At 49.6% G+C, this 19,262-nt stretch carries 19 protein-coding genes; 5 read left to right on the plus strand and 14 right to left on the minus strand.

Annotated features, from left to right (window positions below):
- Window positions 1-70: 70 nt before the first annotated feature.
- Genes mutM through H591_RS0110610 form a run of 3 tightly spaced genes read right to left on the minus strand, consistent with a single transcriptional unit; the run spans window position 71 to window position 3,013 of the window.
- Window positions 71-886 carry a bifunctional DNA-formamidopyrimidine glycosylase/DNA-(apurinic or apyrimidinic site) lyase gene (mutM, locus tag H591_RS0110600; RefSeq protein ID WP_022966934.1) on the minus strand — a complete coding sequence of 272 codons (816 nt, stop codon included), beginning with the start codon at window positions 884-886 and terminating at the stop codon, window positions 71-73.
- 2 nt (window positions 887-888) lie between these two features.
- The gene (locus H591_RS0110605; RefSeq protein ID WP_022966935.1) at window positions 889-1,563 is read right to left on the minus strand and encodes a fumarylacetoacetate hydrolase family protein; all 675 of its coding nucleotides are present in this window, start codon (window positions 1,561-1,563) and stop codon (window positions 889-891) included.
- Window positions 1,564-1,618: 55 nt separating this feature from the next.
- The gene (locus H591_RS0110610; protein WP_022966936.1) at window positions 1,619-3,013 is read right to left on the minus strand and encodes an FAD-binding oxidoreductase; all 1,395 of its coding nucleotides are present in this window, start codon (window positions 3,011-3,013) and stop codon (window positions 1,619-1,621) included.
- Between the two features lie 207 nt (window positions 3,014-3,220).
- On the opposite strand from H591_RS0110610, the gene serA reads away from it, so the two are divergent.
- Window positions 3,221-4,450 carry a phosphoglycerate dehydrogenase gene (serA, locus tag H591_RS0110615; protein WP_022966937.1) on the plus strand — a complete coding sequence of 410 codons (1,230 nt, stop codon included), beginning with the start codon at window positions 3,221-3,223 and terminating at the stop codon, window positions 4,448-4,450.
- Window positions 4,451-4,589: 139 nt separating this feature from the next.
- Here serA and H591_RS0110620 read toward each other — a convergent pair whose 3' ends face one another.
- On the minus strand, window positions 4,590-5,201 hold the full coding sequence (locus H591_RS0110620; protein WP_022966938.1) for a 2OG-Fe(II) oxygenase: 612 nt from the start codon (window positions 5,199-5,201) through the stop codon (window positions 4,590-4,592).
- A gap of 206 nt (window positions 5,202-5,407) precedes the next feature.
- Here H591_RS0110620 and H591_RS0110625 point away from each other — a divergent pair, with 206 nt between their 5' ends.
- Window positions 5,408-6,139 carry a hypothetical protein gene (locus H591_RS0110625; RefSeq protein WP_022966939.1) on the plus strand — a complete coding sequence of 244 codons (732 nt, stop codon included), beginning with the start codon at window positions 5,408-5,410 and terminating at the stop codon, window positions 6,137-6,139.
- 19 nt (window positions 6,140-6,158) lie between these two features.
- Here the strand turns inward: H591_RS0110625 and H591_RS0110630 are convergent, their stop codons facing one another.
- Window positions 6,159-7,097, minus strand: coding sequence for a phospholipase BipL (locus H591_RS0110630; RefSeq protein WP_022966940.1), 939 nt, complete (start codon window positions 7,095-7,097; stop codon window positions 6,159-6,161).
- 93 nt (window positions 7,098-7,190) lie between these two features.
- On the opposite strand from H591_RS0110630, the gene H591_RS0110635 reads away from it, so the two are divergent.
- The 3 genes from H591_RS0110635 (at window position 7,191) to H591_RS0110645 (ending at window position 8,818) form a co-directional block, all read left to right on the plus strand.
- A complete protein-coding gene (locus tag H591_RS0110635) occupies window positions 7,191-7,769 on the plus strand; it encodes a DUF6436 domain-containing protein (protein ID WP_022966941.1) in 579 nt (192 codons plus the stop codon).
- 84 nt (window positions 7,770-7,853) lie between these two features.
- Entirely contained in the window at window positions 7,854-8,543 is a 690-nt protein-coding gene (locus H591_RS0110640; RefSeq protein ID WP_022966942.1) for a Crp/Fnr family transcriptional regulator, read from the plus strand.
- 74 nt (window positions 8,544-8,617) lie between these two features.
- On the plus strand, window positions 8,618-8,818 hold the full coding sequence (locus tag H591_RS0110645; RefSeq protein WP_022966943.1) for a hypothetical protein: 201 nt from the start codon (window positions 8,618-8,620) through the stop codon (window positions 8,816-8,818).
- On the opposite strand, the gene H591_RS0110650 is transcribed toward H591_RS0110645, so the two are convergent.
- From H591_RS0110650 to H591_RS0110690, 9 genes are all read right to left on the minus strand, one after another.
- Window positions 8,815-9,963 carry an NnrS family protein gene (locus H591_RS0110650; RefSeq protein WP_022966944.1) on the minus strand — a complete coding sequence of 383 codons (1,149 nt, stop codon included), beginning with the start codon at window positions 9,961-9,963 and terminating at the stop codon, window positions 8,815-8,817. The genes H591_RS0110645 and H591_RS0110650 overlap by 4 nt on opposite strands.
- A 36-nt stretch (window positions 9,964-9,999) precedes the next feature.
- Window positions 10,000-11,844 (minus strand): nitric oxide reductase activation protein NorD, encoded by a 1,845-nt coding sequence (locus H591_RS0110655; protein WP_022966945.1) that lies wholly within the window; start codon window positions 11,842-11,844, stop codon window positions 10,000-10,002.
- Window positions 11,845-11,967: 123 nt separating this feature from the next.
- Window positions 11,968-13,395: a cbb3-type cytochrome c oxidase subunit I gene (locus H591_RS0110660; protein WP_156853202.1), complete on the minus strand. Its 1,428-nt coding sequence runs from the start codon at window positions 13,393-13,395 to the stop codon at window positions 11,968-11,970.
- A 71-nt stretch (window positions 13,396-13,466) separates the two neighbouring features.
- The gene (locus H591_RS0110665; protein ID WP_022966947.1) at window positions 13,467-13,907 is read right to left on the minus strand and encodes a c-type cytochrome; all 441 of its coding nucleotides are present in this window, start codon (window positions 13,905-13,907) and stop codon (window positions 13,467-13,469) included.
- A gap of 186 nt (window positions 13,908-14,093) precedes the next feature.
- Entirely contained in the window at window positions 14,094-14,813 is a 720-nt protein-coding gene (locus tag H591_RS0110670; RefSeq protein WP_022966948.1) for a 16S rRNA (uracil(1498)-N(3))-methyltransferase, read from the minus strand.
- 63 nt (window positions 14,814-14,876) lie between these two features.
- Window positions 14,877-16,229 carry an adenosylmethionine--8-amino-7-oxononanoate transaminase gene (locus tag H591_RS15305; RefSeq protein ID WP_022966949.1) on the minus strand — a complete coding sequence of 451 codons (1,353 nt, stop codon included), beginning with the start codon at window positions 16,227-16,229 and terminating at the stop codon, window positions 14,877-14,879.
- A gap of 76 nt (window positions 16,230-16,305) precedes the next feature.
- Window positions 16,306-17,199, minus strand: a complete 894-nt coding sequence (locus H591_RS0110680; protein WP_022966950.1) for a D-hexose-6-phosphate mutarotase — start codon at window positions 17,197-17,199, stop codon at window positions 16,306-16,308.
- A gap of 24 nt (window positions 17,200-17,223) precedes the next feature.
- Window positions 17,224-18,603: a TRAP transporter large permease gene (locus H591_RS0110685; RefSeq protein WP_022966951.1), complete on the minus strand. Its 1,380-nt coding sequence runs from the start codon at window positions 18,601-18,603 to the stop codon at window positions 17,224-17,226.
- Entirely contained in the window at window positions 18,596-19,138 is a 543-nt protein-coding gene (locus tag H591_RS0110690; protein WP_022966952.1) for a TRAP transporter small permease subunit, read from the minus strand. Before H591_RS0110690 ends, H591_RS0110685 begins: the two co-directional genes overlap by 8 nt.
- Window positions 19,139-19,262: the final 124 nt, after the last annotated feature.

The raw sequence follows: 19,262 nt of genomic DNA on the forward strand, positions 1-19,262 counted from the left end.
ACATCAGCGTTTGTCAGCGTGAACTGCTTCAATCAGTCAGTAAAAAAGCACTTTTAAGTGTCTTTTCACATTAGCGCTGACATTTAGCACAATAAACACTTGCACGTTGCCCTAACTTTACGTCCCTTAACTCACTGCCACAAGATAAGCATGGCTGTCCTGTGCGGCCATAGACAAAAAGTTTTTGTTGAAAGTAGCCTGGTTTACCGTCACCACCGACAAAATCACGCAAGGTGGTACCACCTTGTTCAATCGCAGCGGCCAAAATACGTTTAATTTCTGCCGTCAACTTGGCATAGCGTGCTTTAGAAACACTACCGGCTTCACGGCGCGGATCAATCCCGGCGGCAAATAACGCTTCGCTGGCATAGATATTACCCACACCCACCACGACAGCGTTATCCATAATGAACGGCTTGATTGGCATACTACGGCCGCGCGAGCACTCATACAGATGATTAATAGAAAAATCATCCAGCAATGGCTCAGGCCCAAGTTTTTGTAGGAGCTTATGCTGCAGAGGCGACTCAGTACTCCACAGCATCGCACCAAAGCGCCGTGGATCGGTGTAGCGTAAAACCAAGCCTGACTCCAACTCAATATCGACATGGTCATGCTTGGCCACTGGCGTGTCCGCCGCAACCATACGCAAGCTGCCTGACATGCCCAAATGACTGATCAAAGTGCCCACTTCAGCGCCGATCAGTAAATACTTAGCACGGCGCTCAACGCTGACAATTTGTTGCCCCGACAAGCGCACATCCAAATCTTCAGGAATCGGCCAGCGCAAACGCGCATTACGCACCACCACTCGCTGTACACGCTGGCCGATTAGATGCGGAGCAATGCCACGTCGGGTGGTTTCAACTTCAGGAAGTTCAGGCACGATCAGTTACGCTGCAACACACGAGTGGTCACCGCTGTGCGACCTGGCAATTCCATGATCAGCTCATCACCTGCCTGCAACGGACCCACACCCGCTGGCGTACCGGTTAACACCACATCGCCCGGCTGTAAAGCAAACTGCCCAGCCATGTGTTGAATCAGTGGAATGATCGGATAGAGCATTTCACCACTGTTGCTGTCTTGACGCACTTCACCATTGATGGTCAAACGCACATTAATATCAGTTGTGTCGCTCACGGCAAAACCCGAGATAAAAGGCGCTAACACACAAGCACCATCAAAAGATTTCGCCACTTCCCACGGCCAGCTCTTTTCTTTGAGGCGCTCTTGCACATCACGCAAGGTCAAATCCAGCGCCGGGGCAAAGCCAGAAATCGCATCGATTACTTCATCTGCACTAGGCTCTCGCGATAAAGGTTTACCAAGCAATACAGCAATTTCAATTTCATAATGCACTGCACCACGGTCCTGTGGAATATTAAAACCACCGTCTGGCGACACTACACAGCTTGCAGGCTTAATAAACAATAAGGGCTCAGTCGGTATTGGATTATTGAGTTCTTGCGCATGCGCAGCATAGTTACGTCCCACACAGACCACTTTACCCACAGGAAAGTGAATGCGTGTACCGTCAATGTATTGATGTTGATAGCTCATAAAAAACCCTTAAAGACTTAAAAGCGGTCGACTGCGATAACAGTCGATCCAAGCGTTAAACTGGGAAAATTTTACCCGGATTCATAATGCCATTCGGATCAAAAATCGCTTTAATCGCCTGCATGTAGGCAATCTCTTCAGCAGAACGACTGTAGTGCAAGTAATCACGCTTAGTCATACCCACACCGTGCTCTGCTGAGATGGAGCCATTGTACTTCTGCACGGTTTCGAAAACCCATTGGTTAACAGTCGTACATTGGGCAAAAAACTCATCTTTGCTGAGATTATTCGGTTTGAGGATATTGAGGTGTAAGTTACCGTCACCAATATGGCCAAACCACACCACTTCAAAGTCTGGGTAGTTTTTCGCGACAATCTCATCAATATCACGCAAGAAAGCTGGCACTTGGCCGACAGTCACCGAGATATCGTTTTTGTACGGCGTCCAATGAGCGATGGTTTCGGAAATGTATTCGCGCAGCTTCCACAGATTCTCTAATTGCTGCTCGCTTTGACTCATGACACCATCAAGCACCCAGCCTTGCTCGACACAATGCTCGAAGGTAGCCAAGGCTTGCTCAGAGACTTCTTCACTGACCGCTTCAAATTCAATCAAGGCATAAAATGGGCAGTCGGTCTCAAAAGGTGCAGGCACATCACCGCGCGCTAACACTTTAGCTAGGGCTTTATCTGAGAAAAACTCAAAGGCCGTCAGGTCTAAGCTATTTTGAAACGCATGCAGCACTGGCATGATGGAATCAAAATCTGGCGCACCCAGCACTAAAGCAGTGAGGTTTTTCGGCGCACGATCTAGACGCATGGTTGCTTCAACAACAAAACCTAAAGTCCCTTCAGCACCGATAAACAGCTGACGCAAATCGTAACCTGTGGCGTTTTTGATCAAATCTTTATTCAGCTCAAGCACATCACCTTTACCCGTGACGACTTTCATTCCAGCCACCCAGTTACGCGTCATGCCATAGCGAATCACTTTAATACCGCCGGCATTGGTGCCGATATTGCCGCCAATCTGGCTGGAACCCGCAGAGGCAAAGTCAACCGGATAGTACAAACCCTTATCTTCAGCAAACATTTGTAATTGCTGGGTGGCCACGCCAGGCTGGCAGACCACGGTGCGATCCATCTCGTTGAAGGCTAATATTTGGTTCATGTTATCAAACGACACTACCACTTCACCGTTGGCTGCAACGGCACCAGCGGAGAGACCTGTGCGCCCACCCGATGGGACTAGCGCCACCTTGTGCTGGTTAGCCCAGCGCACAATGGCTTGCACTTGCTCGGTGGTTTTTGGAAAGACAATGGCGACGGGGGCTGGAGCAAAGTGCTTGGTCCAGTCCTTACCGTAAGCTTCTAATGAATCCGCATCAGTCAGTACTTTACCGGCATCAACAAGGGTTTTTAGCTCTTCTATAAGGGCAAGATCGGTCATTTTGGGAACTCTCACACTGTTCATGGTCTGCCTGAAGACTCTTCACGTCATAAGGCTGGCTGTTTTTTCTGTTGCTTATGGTAGCATGGGCACCCCGCTAGTCGCGCCTCACGCCGATTCCCGGGCCGGCTTTATTTTTTTGCCGTTCCGGTCAGTTCTCACTGTCCGTCAACTTGCCATTCACATCAGGACAACAGGTCTACGCAGATGAGTAAAACATCGCTTGATAAAAGCAAAATCCGTTTTCTTCTTCTTGAAGGTGTTCACCAGAACGCAGTAGATACACTGCATGCGGCTGGATATACCAATATTGAGTATATTACCGGCGCACTACCAGAAGCTGAATTAAAAGAAAAAATCGCCGATGCCCATTTTATTGGCATCCGCTCGCGCACTCAATTAACTGAAGATGTTCTTGAATGTGCACAAAAACTAATTGCTGTCGGCTGTTTCTGCATCGGCACCAACCAAGTTGACCTCAATGCCGCACGTGAGCGTGGTATTGCAGTGTTTAACGCACCGTACTCCAACACCCGTTCAGTCGCCGAGTTGGTGTTAGCGCAAGCCATTATGCTGATTCGTGGCATTCCACAGCGTAACGCTGCTTGTCACCGTGGCGGCTGGATGAAAAGCGCAACTGACTCCTTTGAAATCCGTGGCAAAAAGCTTGGCATCATCGGTTACGGTTCAATTGGTACGCAACTGTCGGTATTGGCCGAAGCACTGGGTATGCATGTCTACTACTATGACGTAGTGGCTAAGTTACCGCTGGGCAATGCAATACAAGTGGCAACACTTGATGAGTTGTTAGCCATGTCTGATGTGGTTTCTCTGCACGTACCTGAATTGCCATCAACGCAGTGGATGATTGGTGAGAAAGAAATTCGCACCATGAAAAAAGGCAGTATTTTGATGAACGCGGCGCGCGGTACTGTCGTTGTCATTGAAGCATTGGCTGAAGCGATCAAAGACAAGCACCTGTTGGGCGCTGCAATTGACGTATTCCCAGTGGAGCCACGTGCCAACGGCGAAGAGTTTGAAAGCCCATTACGTGGCTTTGATAACGTAATTTTGACTCCGCACATCGGTGGTTCAACTCAAGAAGCACAGGCCAATATTGGTCTGGAAGTAGCTGAGAAGCTGGTGAAATACAGTGACAACGGTACGTCCGTGTCTTCTGTTAACTTCCCAGAAGTTGCTCTGCCATCACACCCTGGCAAACACCGTATCCTGCATATTCACCAGAATATTCCAGGCATGATGGGTGCAATTAACAAGGTGTTCGCCGACAACAAAATCAACGTTTCTGGTCAGTTTTTACAAACTAACGAAACTGTTGGTTATGTAGTGATTGATATTGATGCTGAGCATTCAGAGCTGGCGTTAAGTAAGCTACAAGAAGTAGAAGGCACGATGCGCTGCCGTATTCTTTACTAAGAAGCGTCGCACAGTGTGTCATCAAGGGAAGCTTAGGCTTCCCTTTTTAATGCCTGCAAATGAGGACACCACTAAACATTGTCGAGCGCGATGAGATGCAAGAGGCAGGCAGCGCAGCAGATCGCAAGCACAGAGACCTTTAAGCGCGGCGGCGTAACCAGCCGGTAATCGAGAGACGATCACGGGTTGCCGGCAAGACTTCATGCGGCCATTTCTCTGACATAAACACCAACAAGGTGCCCGCCTGCGGCACCACATCATGCGTTTGCTGATCATCTAAATACATGCGTAACTCACCACCCTGCTCTGGCAGCCACTGCTCATTAAGGTAGGCGACGCAGGTCACTACACGGCGGTCATCGTCGCGAAAACGATCCAAATGTTTTTTATAAAACGCACCGGGCGGGTATAAAGCAAAATGCCCCTCAAAATCTTCTAGGCCTAAAAACAAGGTTTGGTTAATCGCGCTACGCAGTTGTTCGATCAATGCTAAATAACGGTCGACAGCTTGATGCTGCCCTGCTTCTAGCCATTGGATCTGATCACCTCGAATCCCCGTATGCACGACTTTAGCCACACCACGACCAATACCTGCTAGTTCTAAATGCCCACGCTGGGCACGTTTATGGCACTCTTTGGCCAATTGCGTTGTCAGATCAGTAGGAATGAAAATACTCTGTTGTGACCAGCCATGTGTAGCCAAATCATCAACAATACGCGCAAACAGTGGTGCGATTGGTAGTGTGTTCATTTTTAACCCAAGTGTAGAGCTCAATAGTGTTCATGTTGAACGCTGCTTCGTAAGGGTTAGCCCAGCATACTGGCATGCATTTGCTGCATAATAAGCTGATTTTTGCTGGCCACATACTTTTTTTGTGAGTGCTGCGTTAACCTATACTCAATCACTGTTTCACGAACATGTTCAGCGTTTTTAATCTTGTTTTTCTGGGGAAATTTATGCGTTTTTTATTAGTGTTGTGCATGCTATTGGGCAGTCCAAGTGTTTTTGCCGATGCCTACCTTGAACTGTACCAAAAAGCCGGCTGGCCACAGCAGCAAACACATTTTTCCAGCGCTCTAGAACAGGCACAATTGCGTTACAAAAACACGTTACCCAGCGCGATATATCAAGCATTACTGGAGAATAGCAATAAGCGTTTTGCCACTGATGCCATGCATCAACGTGGACAACAAGCGCTGCGCCAGAACTTAGACAGTCCCAGCAGCGCTTTAGCTTTTTTTAATTCAGCGATTGGGCAAAAAATCAGTACCGCGGAAGTGGCAGCAACCCACCCTGAGCAGTTGCAACGCTATGCCGCAGGCTTACCGGCGATTGAAGCAGATGCCACGCGACGTTTGCTGATCCGTCATTTGGCTAATGCACTACCTGCCAGTAAATCCGGCGCAGAAGTGACATTAGCATTAGGTAGTGTCGCCGCTGACAGCTTAAGCCAAATGTTGCCCGGCCTGATGGGCGCAGAACAAGCCAATGCTTTACTGGAAAGTCAACGTCAGCGCTTACTCACAGAAATAGATGCCAATATTGATAACACCTTACTGCATGTTTACCGAGATTTATCTGACGCTGAACTGGAAGAGTTTGTCAGCTTTGCGCAATCGCCTGAAGGACAAGCCTACTACCAAGCCGCGTTTAAAACACTGCAAGCCAGCTTGAGTAACCCGCAATAATATTAAGCGAACCAGCAGACTAACTAAGTTGCTCGGTTAAAAACTGAAAGTACTGTTCACGCATGACTGTTTGCTCATTGGCCAAATGATGCCGCGCCTCTGGCAGCAAAAGTATTTTTGGCTGGCTGAATTTATCATTTAAAACATTGAGATTATGTTGCCAGTCCACCGTCATATCTGCATCGCCTTGCACGATGATCGGACTACGACCGCTGGGCTTAGCTTGCTCGATATAGTTAATCCACTCGGCTAATGCACCCACCCAAGCGGTCGGTAAAATACGCGCTTGCAATGGATCATTACGGACAAACTCGACAAATGCCGCATCATTGGAGTTGTTGGAAAAGCTCCTTGGCACGCTGCGCCGAAAGGGTTTCACCAACTGATAGAGCAGTTTGGATTGCTGCCATGCACGTGGACGCACCAGCGGCGCAAGCAAAATCGTCTCGCCCAGTTGTGAGACGGGCGACTGATTGAGCAAATAATCAAAAGCAATCGCACCGCCGGTGCTTTGTCCAAGCAAATGCCAAGGTTTGGGCAATTGCAACTGCTCAGCTTTAGCCAGTAAGGCTTGCAGTACCTGCTGATACTCTTGAAAGCTGTTAATGCTGGCGCGCGCACCGCTGGATAAGCCATGCCCTGGGAAGTCGCAGCTGAGCACGGCAAAACCTTGGCGTAAAGCCCAGTCATAGACATGGCCATACAAGCCCATATGATCATAGTAGCCATGCAGCACAATGACCGTTGCCAAGGCCTGCACAGGTCGTAAAACCTGCATGGCAAGGCGATAACCAGCGACTTCAACCATGCCCAAGCGAGCGTCCAAGTCTGGGAACTGCTGAGCAAAATCAATTTGATAAAAGCGTCGCCAGAGCTGCGCCAACTCAGGATCAACACTGCTCCGTTGCAATGCAGGCAAAGCGCGCCGTAACTGCTCTGGATTAAAGGTATTGATCATCAGCGTGACTCCTGCAAGCGCCATGCGGCATCATGGACATATCTGTTTTTTGTGACTCATGGCAACCTATACTACCTTGTTAGCCGACTTTTTATGAAAGCATCTACTTTGAAAAAAACTCTTATTGGCCTGGCTTTATTACTGTGGCTGGGCGCTATGCTGACCGGTTTATGGTGGTATAAAACCCGTTTTATCCGACCATTTAGCGAAACCACGGCAATCTTTAGCGGCCAACAGTTGCGCTTGCCTAACAGCATTGCTGGCAGCGGCGCCATACGCTTTGTGCATTTTTGGGACCCAGCTTGTCCATGCAATGTCGGCAATCAGCAACACTTAGCTGAAATGCTCGAGCGCTACGCCGATGATGTGGAATTTTATCATTTGCAAAAACCCGGCAGTAGCGGGCAGTTACCAAAAGTTTTAAGCGCTATGCGTCATTTAAGCGGTTTGCCTGGTGCCGAACAATTGCCCGCCAGTCCCGCTGTGGCAATCTGGGATCGTGCAGGACAGTTAGCTTATTTTGGCCCTTATAGCGAAGGCGCAGTGTGTAACTCTAGCAATAGCTTTATCGAGCCCGTGTTAGATGCCTTAATTAATAATCGGCCGGTCAATGCGGCAAACACCTTGGCTGTAGGCTGTTTTTGTGATTGGCAGCAGAATCTTGACAAATGATAGGTTTAGCAAACTGTGTTAGGATTCGCGCAACCAATACGGCTATAAAAGGCTGTCCACTCACTTATACCAGTGGAACATAAAATGGAACCGCATCCTTTATATCAAAAGATTTTACGTGAACATCATCTATTTGCTGCACTCAATGATGCACAAATCACCCAGTTGATTGAAGAAAGCCAGCTGGTCAATTTAGAAAAAGGGGCTTACGTCTTTCGTCAAGGCGACCCATGCAATAGTTTTGGCTTTGTGATTTCCGGTAGCGTCAAAATCTACCGTTTAACCCCGGACGGTCAGGAAAAAGTCTTCGAAGTGATTGGCGATCGCAACATTTTTGCTGAGGCGATGATGTTTATGGGCACTGGTGCTTATGTAGCGACAGCACAAACCGTGCTACCGACACAACTATTACTGTTATCAAACGTCACTTATACCCGTTTATTGCGTGAGAACACAGAAACGGCAATGGCCTTGCTAGCAGCACTGTCAGTGCGCATGCATCAGCGTTTAAATGAAATTGAAATTCTCTCATTAAAAAACGCAACCCACCGGGTGATCCGCTATATTTTGGCGCAAGCGTTACGCGCATGCAGCAAATGCAGCACGCCAAGTTTTGAATTACCTATGGCTAAACGTTTAGTCGCTGGCCATTTATCAATTCAACCGGAAACTTTTTCGCGGATTATTCACCATCTGAGTGATGAAGGCATTATCAAAGTGGATGGCCGTTTAATCTGCATCTTAAATCGTGATCGTCTCGAAAATTACGAATAAAGCTGTTACTTGATAGCTATCAAGCCCTCTGTTGTGCAAGTTATGACAGGATCTGCAAAAAGGAGGGCATGCTTATGACAACCTGTTTGTACTGCCAACACGACAACCCTGCCGAGCAATCGGTGTGTGAAAACTGCGGGATGAATTTACCCGAGCACACCGAACGTAATCAGGCCCTGCGTTTATTACGCTTTAAACTCTTTGTGATTGGCTTGACCATTTTTTGTGCAATTATGATTGTCTGGTTGCCCCGCAGTAATCCTGCTGGCGGCTAAGCAGAAGGTTTAAGCGTCTGCCCGTCGCGGCTTTGCCAAAACACCCGCAATAGCAACAGAAAACTCAGCGACCAAAATACTGCTGCGCTCAACAGCCAAGCACTACTTTGCTGTCCCAGTAATGCGGGGATCACCCGCAATAACGCGGCACAATTCATCAGCACGCCGGCAACATGACTCAAAGGCCGAGCATTAGGATCGCGAAATCGCTGCATCAATTGCGTACGCGCCATCACCGTAAGCGTCAAAGTGCCTAACGCGCCAACGGTGATGGCATGCACTGCGGCACTCAGTAACGCAGGCTTAAACAGCAAGGCGCAACCCAACAAAGATAAACCCAAGGCCAGCCACGCGTAGCCTGCTCCCAGTAGTAATAAATCCGCCCGATCTAAACAGTGCCATAACTGCCAGCGCGCCAGACGCAGTGCGGTCAACAGGCCGCAGCTTAAAACCACAGCGCCGGCCAACTGTTCACTAAGCAGACCCGGCAAGGGATAGAGCGCCAACGCAACAAACAACAGAATCAATACTGCTCCTTCAATATTGGGCTGCACGCGCGCCTGTAAAGTACGCTGCTGACGTAACAAATGCCCCGCCACTGCCGGCGCGATAATGCGCCCGCCCATAAAGAACATCAGCAAAGTTAAGCCCAGTAACAGCTCCAGCAGAACGCTTTGCTCTTGCCAAGCCGGTTGCGCGGCGAGCACCAATAAGCTGCAGAGAACAATCAATAACGGTGCAGTGGTTTTATTGCGCCATTTTTTGGCTGAACGGGCAAAGCGTGGCACTGTCCAGTACGCCGTCAAGCCTGCAACCAATACAGCGCCAGCGACAGCCATGAGACCGCCTGGCAAGGATAAAAAGCCAATCCGTGCCAACAGCCAAACACCGATCAATAACAGGATCTTGCGTCCTTCCTGCGGCCCTAACAGATAACCTGCGACCACCAGCATGGCGTAACCAATCAATAGCTCATGGGCATGACCGAAGGCGCTGTACAATCCTGCCGGTGCCGACACCCCGTAGAGCAAGGCCAAAATCGACCATGGCATGAGCAACGCCGCATAAGCAGCTGCCAGCGGAAACAGATAATAACTGGCTGGCTTATTACGCTTTTTCCGCACTAGCTGTTCAGCATTACTCACAGATATTACCTTCCTCGTTTGATTAGAGGTTTCTACCTATTGGGTCAACTGACGATACAACTGCGGTAAACGTGTCGGCAAATGCTCTGGTTCACGAATCAAGGTGTAGCCATTCGCACCAAACATATAGGGCAGATAGTCAGCGGCTTCACGGTCAATGGTAATGCAAAATGGAATAATGCCCATTTTCTGTGCTTCTAATACCGCTTGCCGAGTATCTTCCACACCGTAACGGCCTTCATAGAGGTCCAAATCATTGGGCTTACCATCGGTGACTAGCAATAGCACTCGGCGCTTGTGCGGACGGTCTTTTAATAGCGCACTGGCTTGGCGAATCGCCGCGCCCATGCGTGTGTAATAACCGGGCTTCAGACCTTGAATGGTACCGCGCACGCCGTCTTCATAGCGCTGATCAAAGCGTTTTATCTCTTGCATACGCACTTGATGGCGACGCAGTGAAGAAAAACCATACAGGGCAAAATCATCACCCACAGCCGAGAGTGCCTCGCCAAACAGCAACATACTGTCAGCCACCACATCGATCACGCGGCGCTCATCATTGATGTGCGAATCCGTCGACATGGATAAGTCGGCCAACAATAAACAGGATAAATCACGGTGCTGTTGACGTTTTTCCATAAACAAGCCGCGCTCAGCCACTTGACCATGCTGACGCTCGACATGGAAGTCCAAGCAGGCCTGCAAATCCAGCTCATCACCTTGCGGCTGCTGATGCAGCCAACGTGGCTCACTGCGTAAATTCTCAAATTGACGGCGAATACGCCGCGCCAGCTGACTCAAACGCAACGGCAAAGGTGCCGCTTCTTGGTCGCGTGGTTGCATCATCTGCACATTAACAAAGTCCGCTTGCAGAGCATTTTTGCGAAAATCCCACTCGGGCAGTTTGATGCCCTCGCCCAGCGGAATATCATCGATATCCGATGGTGGTAAATCCAAGTGCAGCTTTAAACCGCCACCTTTGCGTTTACGTTTACGCGATAAAGCAATTTCATCTAAATCATCGGCAACCCGCGCCGCATCGAGATCTTCGTTGTCATCACCACAGCGATCGACATCAATGTGTTCTGACCAACTGAATAGGTTCTCTAAGCGAAATAACAATAAGCCTTCTTTGCCCGAATTATCTTCAACTCGCTTGGCTTGCTTGCGTACATCACGGCCTTCGCCTTGTGCTGCACCTATCACATCACCCTCATCGTCCTCACCTTCCAGATCACTGGCTTGTGGGTCGCCAAGGCGTTCAGCAGGATACAACCAGAGCGGTAACGGAAACGGCGCGCGTTCAGTGACAGGGAAATCCACCACACTGCCTGGCTCTAACAAAGCTTGGCGTAAAGCCCGCTCTAAAGCAGCTTCATTTTTCTTTAACGAATTCGGATCTGGACGCAACGCTAAATGCGCTTCCAGCAAACGCTGATAACGCGGGCGCATGGCCGGGTATTGCTGCAGAAGATTTTTAGTCCAACGTTGATTATCACGACCCCAATGGCGCATTTTGTCAGAGGTGGCGGCCAGTAAGGCCAGCCAACGATACAGATCACGATTGAGTGCTGGATCAGGGTACACCGCTAAGCTGGCGGGTAGGCGTAAGTTTTCTGCATCCGCCCAAGCGACCGCTAACTGTTGGCTGCTGCCGGCGACTTGCTGAATTAAGGAGCGCCGTAACACCATTTTGCGCGCACTGGAGGCTTCCACAGCGACACCAGAAGCACCACCTAAGGCGCGAAATAGCACGGCTAAAGAGCGCTGCATATCTTCCAACTCAACCTGCGCTTCAGGAAAACCTGGATCTGCACGTCGAGTGATAAATTTATGCCAAATCTCACCGGCCCACTCTTCAACTTCAACACCAATACCCATATCCAACCTCACTTAGGGTTGCGCCAGCTGTAGAGCACACTCATACCGCTGTCGCTAAAACAACTTCGGCCCGCTGTACAAGCCGGGCCGAAGATCGTTACATCATCACGTTAACTCACGTAATTATGCGTGCCCAGCGGCATTTGCAGTCACTAAACCCGCACGGCCACGCTGACGGAAGCTCAACAAGTAAGCTACCAAACCAATCAAGAAGACCACGCCTGCAGCTAAACGTAACCAGTAGAAGATGAACAACTGGTCTTGCGAAGCCATAAAGGACAGCGCAGCACCATCTTCTGGAATACGTTGCAACCAGATCTGTACAACACCGGCGGCAGACAGGAACAGCGTGATAAATACCATGCTGATCGTCATCAACCAGAAGCCCCACATTTCCAAGACTTGCGCTTTATTATCAGCTGCTTCGCCAAGGCCGCGTAACTTCGGCATTGCGTAAGAAATCAAGGTCATCACGATCATGGCATAGGCACCATAGAACGCTAAGTGACCATGCGCTGCAGTTAATTGCGTACCGTGCGTGTAGTAGTTAACTGGCGCGAGGGTATGCAAGAAACCCCAAACACCAGCACCTAAGAACGCAGTTACAGTCGTACCCATCGCCCACAATGCAGCGGCTTTGTTTGGGTGCTCACGACGGCGGCGGTTGATCATATTGAAGGCAAACAGCACCATCGCAAAGAACGGTAGCGGCTCCAGCGTTGAGAATATCGAACCAACCCACAGCCAAACAGTTGGCGCACCAATCCAGAAGTAGTGGTGTCCTGTACCTAAGATACCGGAGATCAGCGCCATCGCGACAATCACGTACAACCACTTTTCAATCACTTCACGGTCAACACCGGTGATTTTGATCAGTACGTAAGCCAGCATCGCGGCCATGATCAATTCCCACACGCCTTCTACCCACAAGTGCACCACATACCACCAGTAGAACTTGTCGCGGGTGAGGTTATCTGGGTTGTAGAAAGAGAACAGGAACATCACTGCCAAACCGATTAAACCGGTCATCATCACCACGTTAACCGCAGTTTTGCGACCTTTCAGTACAGTCATACCGACGTTGTACAAAAAGCCGAGGCAGACCACAACGATACCGACTTTGGTGATCAACGGCTGCTCAAGGAACTCACGTCCCATGGTTGGCAAGAGATCGTTACCGGTCATTTGTGCCAGCCCAGCATAAGGTACAAACAAGTAACCTAAGATGGTCAACACGCCAGCTACAGCGAATACATAGAACAAAATCATAGCGAGTTTTGGACTGTGTAATTCACGATCAGCTTCTTCGGGTATCAGGTAATACGCCGCACCCATAAAGCCGAACAACAACCAAACAATCAGCAAGTTGGTGTGCACCATACGTGCGATGTTGAATGGCAGCAGCGGAAACAAGAAGTCACCGATGATGTATTGCAAGCCCATCACCAAACCAAACAGGATTTGCCCAACAAACAAAATCAGAGCAAATACCAAGTACGGCATGGCCACCTTTTGCGAGGTGAATTTTAAGTACGGATTATTAGACATAATCAGTTCCCCTTAGACTGCCAACCAAATGAGCTGACAATGCGTAAATGTTCGAAAGCAATGAAACAGGCATATCAACCCTCCTTGTTTGGTGGCCAGTTATTGGTATCGATTTTCGAACTCCATTTCAGGAACTCGGTCAAATCATCCAACTGGGTATCGGTTAAGTTGAACTGCGGCATTTGACGACGGCCAGGAATGTTGGTGGGTTGTGCCTTCATCCACGCAGGTAAGAAGTATTTAAAACCTTCCTCACCACCACGACGGACGAACACGTTACCCAGTTCCGGTGCAAAGTAAGCACCTTCACCCAGCAAGCTGTGACAGCCAATGCAGTTATTTTCTTCCCAGACCAATTTTCCACGGATCACTGACTCAGTCAGCAAATGGCTATTGGTGCGTTCTGGGATGGTTCTTTCTGTATGGTAAGTGAGTGCAAGAAAAACCAAGACGAAGAATAAACTTCCTCCATAGTAGATATTTCTCGCCATACCTTTTGTGAAAGTTTCAGACATGACGCCTCCTAATGAGTTATGCCCGCTCATCATAGAAACAGTTGGTAACAAAACCCCTTGATAGCAATCAAGTATTCACAAGTGCAGCACTGGGTTATGGCCTAAATGCCTGTTCTGTGGGCGACTTCACTGGATTCTTTGGCGCATCGCTGCCTTTTGTCGCAGGATTAAAATGACAGTGCAGGACTAAAAATCACCCCAGAGTTGCTGAGCGACACTCAATGCCACCACTGGCGCAGTTTCCGTACGTAACACCCGTGGACCTAAACGCGCTGGTTGAAAACCAAATTGACTGGCTTGCGTCACCTCATCCTCAGTCAAACCGCCTTCAGGGCCAATTAAAAAGGCCAAGGTACTGGGCGTTGCGTGCTCAGTTAAGGGCTGGGCAACTGGATGCAGCAGCAGTTTTAAATCAGCCTTTACATCGGCCTGCCAGTCTTTTACCGACTGCGGTGAGTGAATCACTGGCACCTTAGAACGGCCACATTGTTCACAGGCGCTGATGGCGATTTGTTGCCAATGCTCGAGACGTTTTTGTGCACGTTCATCGTTAAGACGCACTTCACAGCGTTCGGTAAACAGTGGCGTAATTTCTGCGACACCTAACTCGGTGGCTTTTTGAATCGCCCAATCCATGCGTTCGCCGCGGGATAAACCTTGCCCTAAATGAATAGGCAGCGAGGATTCTGGCAGACCCTCAAGGCATTCTTGCAGGCTCACTTGCACCGTTTTCTTCGTCACCCCGGTCAGCTCACCGCGATACTCTTGACCGCTACCGTCAAACAACTGCACCTTCGCCCCAACGTTTAAGCGCAGCACGCGACTGAGGTAATGCGCTTGTGCTTCAGGCAGGTCATGCAGCCCTAAGGCTAAGGGCGCAGCAACAAAAAAACGCGGCAGCGACATACTTAAACTCCGACAATAAAAAACCACGCTATGGTGCGTGGTTTTCTACAGAGCGTCTAGCGCTTAATCACGGGTAGCCAGATCAATCCCTTCCGTGGCCACTTCAGCCAGCCATTGGATTTGCTCAGGGGTGATTACATAGGGTGGAATAAAGTACACCACATTGCCTAAAGGACGTAGCAACGCCCCTTTGCCCATGGCATGTTGAAACACTTTAAGACCGCGACGCTCTTGCCAAGCAAAGGGCTCTTTAGTGGCTTTATCTTTGACCATTTCAATCGCCAAAATCATCCCCGTCTGGCGCACTTCCGCCACATGCGGATGATCTTGTAGATGTTTGGTGGCATCGCCCATGCATTTGGCTAGCACTTGGTTTTTCTCAATCACATTGTCTTGCGCGAAAATATCCAAGGTGGCTAACGCTGCAGCACAGGCCAGCGGGTTGCCGGTATAGGTATGGGAGTGCAGAAAGGCGCGCATGGTGTCGTATTCATCATAAAACGCTTGATACACCTGATTGGTGGTCAGAATCGCCGCCATCGGCAAATAACCACCCGTCAGCGCTTTAGATAAAATCAAAAAATCTGGGGTGATATTGGCTTGTTCACAGGCGAACAGCGTGCCAGTACGGCCAAAACCCATGGCAATTTCATCGACAATCAGATGCACGCCATATTCATCACAGGCCTCGCGCAGCAAGGTTAGATAAATCGGATGGTACATGCGCATACCACCGGCGCCTTGCACCAGCGGCTCCAGAATCACCGCGGCCAACTCATGGTGATGTTCGGCAAGGGTTTGGCGCATATGCTCAAACATCAAGCGCGAGTGCGCTTCCCAGCTCACCCCTTCTGGGCGGTGATAGCAATCAGGGCTCGGCACCTTAATGCAGTCCATCAATAAGGCTTTATAGGTTTCGGTAAAGAGTGCGACATCGCCAACGGCTAAGGTCGCTAACGTTTCACCGTGGTAACCATTGCTAATGGTGGCAAAACGTTTCTTCTGCGGCTTATCGTGATTGAGCCAATAGTGGTGGCTCATTTTTAACGCCACCTCAATGCCCGATGAGCCATTGTCGGCGTAAAACACACGATCCAAGCCCTGTGGCGTCATCGCCACTAAGCGCTCAGACAGTTCAATCACTGGCGCATGGCTAAAACCTGCGAGCATCACGTGCTCAAGCTGATCGAGCTGCTGTTTAATGCGATCATTAATACGTGGATTGCAGTGACCGAAAATATTGGTCCACCACGAGCTCACCGCATCTAAATAGCGGTTACCATCAAAATCTTCTAACCAAATACCTTCAGCGCGACGAATTGGTACTAAAGGTAGTTTTTCGTGGTCTTTCATTTGTGTGCAGGGATGCCAGAGTACGGCTAAATCACGCTGCATCCATTGATCATTTGAACTCATTACTTGCTCCCGTTAACGGACAGCTAAGCCTAGCAGATGCATGCGTTACTGACAGAAAAACCTAGCTTGCCTGCGCTTAAAGCTCAGTACTGCAGCTCAATTCAAGCGTTAAACTGTGGCGCTGGTTAGGCGCTAAGAGCAGGTGATCGGCCAACACATTGGCATTTTCAATACACAGCATCTGTTGCCAAGCGTCATTGGAAAAACCACTTAACATTTGCGCTTTAGCAATCCAAGGATTCCAGACAATCGCTGACTCCGAGCCTTGGGTACGCAAGTGAATCCGGCGCTGCCAGCCTTGATCAACAATCTGCAGATGCGTTGGAACATCCAAATAAACTCGATCGGTTTCACCACTAAAACTTAAATCGCCGATTTGCTCGCGCGGTTGCCATTGCTCAAGCGTTTCATGATAAGGACAGCCCGCTAAGCCTTGCACGGTAACCTTGCGAATATCACTCACAGCAAAATACGTATGCAGGGCCTGACTGATCGCCAGCGGCTCACTGCAAAGATTATGGTTGTCCAAGCGAATTGTTAAACGCTCGCCCAACTCGATATGCAACTGCAAGATAGCAGCATGCGGCCAAGCACTTAAACCTTGACTGGCATCCAACTGCAAACTGAGCTGCACGCCATTCTTAGCGGCGCTGCTGTGGATCAGTTGCCAATCCAGTGTGCGTGCCAAACCATGAAAAGGCGCGCCAACTGTGGTCATTTTTTGTACAGCTAGCGGATTACGCTGAATATCGCCAAACCAAGGCCAGCACACCGGCACGCCACCGCGCACGCCTTGCCCGCGCAGATACTCAGCACAGTCACTCAGCCAAATCAGCGGTGGTTGTTCGATGTCAGCAAAGTAGCTGAGAATTTGCCCGCCTTGCTGACAGATATCCAACTGCGCTGAGCCAAAGCGTAAACGCCAGCCGGGCAAACCAGAAAAATCCATCGCAGTGATTGTCTGCTGCATTGTTAACTCCTCTGATCGATCAACTTAACTGCCGCCATAAATCTGATTCGGCAGCCAAGTAATGATGCCTGGCCACACATAAGCAATCACCAGCATGCTGATTTGAATCGCAATAAAAGGTACAACACCACGGTAAATCGTAGTGGTCGGCACCGATGCAGGCGTTACGCTACGTAAATAAAACAATGAAAAACCAAAAGGCGGGGTTAAAAATGACGTTTGTAAATTCAACGCAATCATCACCCCGAGCCAGACCGGATCAAGCCCCATCGACAGCAATACCGGGCCAACAATCGGCACCACCACGAAAATGATTTCAATAAAGTCGAGAATAAAGCCGAGCAGGAAAATCACCAGCATCACTAAGAAGAAGGCACCGAGTACGCCGCCGGGCAACTGGGCAAAGACATTTTCAATCATCACATCGCCGCCGAAACCGCGAAACACCAGAGAGAACAACGAAGCACCAATCAAAATCATAAACACCATGGCGCTGATTTCCGCGGTGCCATGCGACACTTCGCGTAAGCGGCCCACAGTGAACTGCCCTTTAAGCAACGCCAGCAGTAGCGCTCCAATCGCGCCCAAGGAAGCGGCCTCAGTTGGCGTGGCCACACCGGCTAGAATTGAGCCCAACACTGAGCCCATCAAGACCAGTGGCGGCAATAAGGCTTTAAATAAACGCCCCCACTCAATCGGCCCTAAGGCTTCCTGCGGTAAAGCGGGTAGTTTTTTCGGCTGCGCCAGCGCAACAAAAATCAAATAGGCAATGTACATGCCCACCAGCAGCATCCCAGGAAGCAAAGCGCCAATAAACAAATCGCCCACCGAAACGGTTTTCGGGGTAAACACCCCCATGCGAATTTGCGCTTGCTGATAGGCGCTGGATAACACATCGCCAAGCAACACCAAAATAATCGACGGCGGAATAATCTGTCCCAAGGTACCGGTCGCGGCTAAGGTGCCAGTCGCCACCGCAGGATCATAACCACGGCGCAGCATGGTTGGCAGCGCCAGCAAACCTAGAGTCACCACAGTAGCGCCCACAACACCGGTACTGGCTGCCAATAAAGCACCCACCACACAGATCGAAATAGCCAAGCCGCCACGCAAAGTGCCAAACAATCGTGACATAGATTCGAGCAAATCTTCTGCCACTCGCGACTTCTCTAGCATCACCCCCATAAACACAAATAACGGCACTGCCAACAGCGTCTGATTATTCATAATGCCGAATAAACGGTTGGGTAAGGCTTGTAAAAACACCGGATCAAAAACGCCTGTTAACATGCCGATCACGGCAAATACCAAGGACACACCACCCAGCACAAAGGCTACCGGGTAGCCCATCACTAAGGTCAGGCAAATGGTGACAAATAAGGCAATCGCCAGTACTTCAGTCATGTTGCATATCCTTAGCGACAGTCGGCGTCAGCACTTGCTTAATCAACAGCACCAAGTCCGCCACAGCCTGCAGCAGCAAACTCGTCACTAATAACAAAATGATGCTTTTCTGCAGGTACATAAAACCTAAACCACCGGCTTCGCCAGAGGTTTCTTGCATCGCCCAGGAATTAGCGACATAACCCCAACTGTTCCAACCGAGAAATACACACATGGGCAGTAACAGTAATACGTGACCACTGCTGTCGACCAAGGCTTTTTTACGCGCGGAAAAGTTCTGATAAAAGATATCCACACGCACATGCGCGCCCCGTTGCAAGGCCCACGCCGCCGTGCCCATAAAGGTCAGCGCATGGGCATACATCACCGCTTCCTGCAGCGCCGTTGCGCCAATACCAAAGGCATAACGCAGCACCACCACACAGGCGGTGCCCAATACCAGAAATAATGTCAGCCAAGCACAGGCTCGACCTAAAACAGCATTCGCCGCTTGAATACCCGTTGCAATACGCACCGGCCACGAAGATAAAGACATGGAAATGCTTCTAGAAGAAATTAAGCGCTGAATTGTAAAGTGAATAACATCTATTGACCATGCGCATCTTATCCACCTCTTGCGTGCATGGCGCTGTGGATAAGCTGGGGAGACTCAACTGCAG

This window comes from Denitrificimonas caeni DSM 24390 (assembly GCF_000421765.1).
Classification (GTDB): Bacteria; Pseudomonadota; Gammaproteobacteria; order Pseudomonadales; family Pseudomonadaceae; genus Denitrificimonas; species Denitrificimonas caeni.